Annotated in this window: 2 protein-coding genes; both read right to left on the bottom strand. The window is 64.3% G+C overall.

The features are described from left to right. Positions 1-97 precede the first annotated feature (97 nt). Positions 98-991, bottom strand: coding sequence for a mechanosensitive ion channel family protein (locus tag AB4Y84_RS19470; RefSeq protein ID WP_442244532.1), 894 nt, complete (start codon positions 989-991; stop codon positions 98-100). A gap of 150 nt (positions 992-1,141) precedes the next feature. Further along, the coding region (gene ppsA / locus AB4Y84_RS19465; RefSeq protein WP_442250706.1) for a phosphoenolpyruvate synthase at positions 1,142-2,389 on the bottom strand (1,248 nt) is incomplete at its 5' end.

Genomic DNA, 2,389 nt, shown 5'->3' with positions numbered 1-2,389 from the left:
CCGGTGGCTGATCCACGCGGATTTCTGAAAGTACGCCAGCGTGAAACGCAGCCGCGCCGGGATGGGGTGGGTGCCGACCGTTGGTCGGCACTGCCGATCAGGGCTTGTCGCGCACCAGTGCGTCGGCCTCGATCACGCCACCATCCTTGCCATGCAGGTACAGGTGCATGTCCTGCTGCGGATACGGGATGTTGATGCCGGCCTTGTCGTAGCCCAGCTTGATCTGTTCGAGCAGGGTGACCTTGGTGCCGAAGTGATCGGCCGACTTCACGTAGCAGCGGATGCCCAGATTGATCGCGTGCGCACCCAGCTCGTACACCACCACGTCCGGCGCCGGCGTCTGCAGCACGCGCGGGTCGGCCTTCATCAGCGCCAGTGCGGTATCACGCGCCAACTGGATGTTGTCTTCGTAACCGATGCCCACCACCAGCTCGACGCGGCGGGTGGGCTCTGCGGTGAGGTTGATGATCGGTGCGGCGGTGATCAGCGTGTTCGGAATGGTGGTGTGCTGGTTGTCCGCGCCGGTGATCACGGTCTGGAAAATGCGTACCTCGCGAACCGTGCCGGTCTGCCCGGCGATGGTCACCACATCGCCTACGCGGAACGGACGCAGGGTCACCAGCATCACGCCGGAGGCGATGTTGGACAGCGAATCCTTCAGCGCCAGGCCAACGGCGAGGCCGGCGGTACCGAGCACGGCCAGCAGCGGAGTGATCTGCACGCCCAGCGTGCCGATGGCCAGGATCACCACGATCACCAGCGAGGCCGCGTAGACCACGTTGCGCAGGAAGCTGCCCAGCATCGGGTCCACGCCCATGCGCGAGGTGGCGCGCGGCATGGCATTGGACAGTCGTCGTGCCAGCCACATGCCGACCAGCAGCACCACGATCGCGGCCAGCAACGGCACGCCGTAGGTCTCCAGCAGGCGTTCCCAGTCGAGTGAGCGGAACCAGGAGGTCGTGGCGGGGGAGGGTGGGGCAGCGGCGATCATGCGGACTCCTTTGCAACGGCAACAGGTGCGACGGGAACATGGCGTACGCGGACGCCAGAAACAGCAAGCCCCGCAGAGGCGGGGCTTGCGTGCAGCTTCAGTATGGGCAGACGTCGATGAAAGCGACGTCAGCCATCACACGTCAACAGGTCAACCTTTGGCCTTCAACTTGGCCAAGCGCAACCAGGTATCGACCACGGTATCCGGATTCAACGACACCGACTCGATGCCTTCCTGCATCAGCCATTCGGCCAGATCCGGATGATCGGACGGGCCCTGGCCGCAGATGCCGACGTACTTGCCCTTGGCACGTGCCGACTTGATCGCCATCGACAGCAGCTTCTTCACCGCCGGGTTCCGCTCATCGAACAGGTGCGCCACGATCGACGAATCGCGGTCCAGGCCGAGGGTCAGCTGGGTCAGGTCGTTGGACCCGATCGAGAAGCCATCGAAGATCTCCAGGAACTCATCGGCGAGCAGCGCGTTGGACGGCACTTCGCACATCATGATGATCTTCAGGCCGTTCTCGCCCTGCTTCAGGCCATTCTGTTCGAGCACCTGGACGACCTTGCGGCCTTCTTCCAGGGTGCGCACGAACGGGATCATGACCCACAGGTTGTCCAGGCCCATCTCGTTGCGCACGCGCAGCACGGCCTTGCACTCCAGCGCGAACGCGGCCGAGAAGCTCGGATCGACGTAACGGCTGGCGCCGCGGAAGCCGATCATCGGGTTCTCTTCGTGCGGCTCGTAGTTGCTGCCGCCGATCAGGTTGGCGTACTCGTTGGACTTGAAGTCCGACAGTCGCACGATCACCGGGTTCGGCGCGACCGAAGCGGTCAGGGTGGCGATGCCTTCGGCCAGACGGTCCACGTAGAAGCCGACCGGGTCGGAATAACCGGCGATCTTCTCGTCGATCTTCTTCTTCGTCGCCGCATCCTGGCGGTCGTATTCCAGCAGCGCGTTGGGGTGGATGCCGATGTGGCTGGCGATGATCATTTCCAGGCGCGCCAGGCCGATGCCCGCGTTCGGCAGCTGGCCGAAATCGAAGGCACGTTCCGGGTTGGCCACGTTCATCATGATCTTCAACGGTGCCGGCGGCATGTTGCCCAGATCGGTGGTGGTGCGCTCGAAGCCGAGCTTGCCTTCGTAGATGAAGCCGGTATCGCCTTCAGCGCAGCTGACGGTGACCAGCTGGCCATCCTCGATGACCTTGGTGGCATTGCCCGAACCGACCACGGCCGGCACGCCCAGCTCGCGCGCGATGATCGCCGCGTGGCAGGTACGGCCGCCGCGGTTGGTGACGATCGCCGAGGCACGCTTCATCACCGGCTCCCAATCGGGATCGGTCATGTCGGCGATCAGCACGTCGCCCGGCTGCACGCGGTTCATGTCTTCCAG

Origin of the sequence: Stenotrophomonas sp. 2YAF22, from assembly GCF_052114665.1 — a bacterium.
Taxonomy (GTDB): Bacteria; Pseudomonadota; Gammaproteobacteria; order Xanthomonadales; family Xanthomonadaceae; genus Stenotrophomonas; species Stenotrophomonas indicatrix.
This window is presented reverse-complemented; position numbering and strand designations above follow the sequence as displayed.

Excerpts from the sequence above, each read along its gene's own strand:
- AB4Y84_RS19470 (WP_442244532.1), bottom strand. The coding sequence starts at position 991 with ATGATCGCCGCTGCCCCACCCTCCCCCGCCACGACCTCCTGGTTCCGC.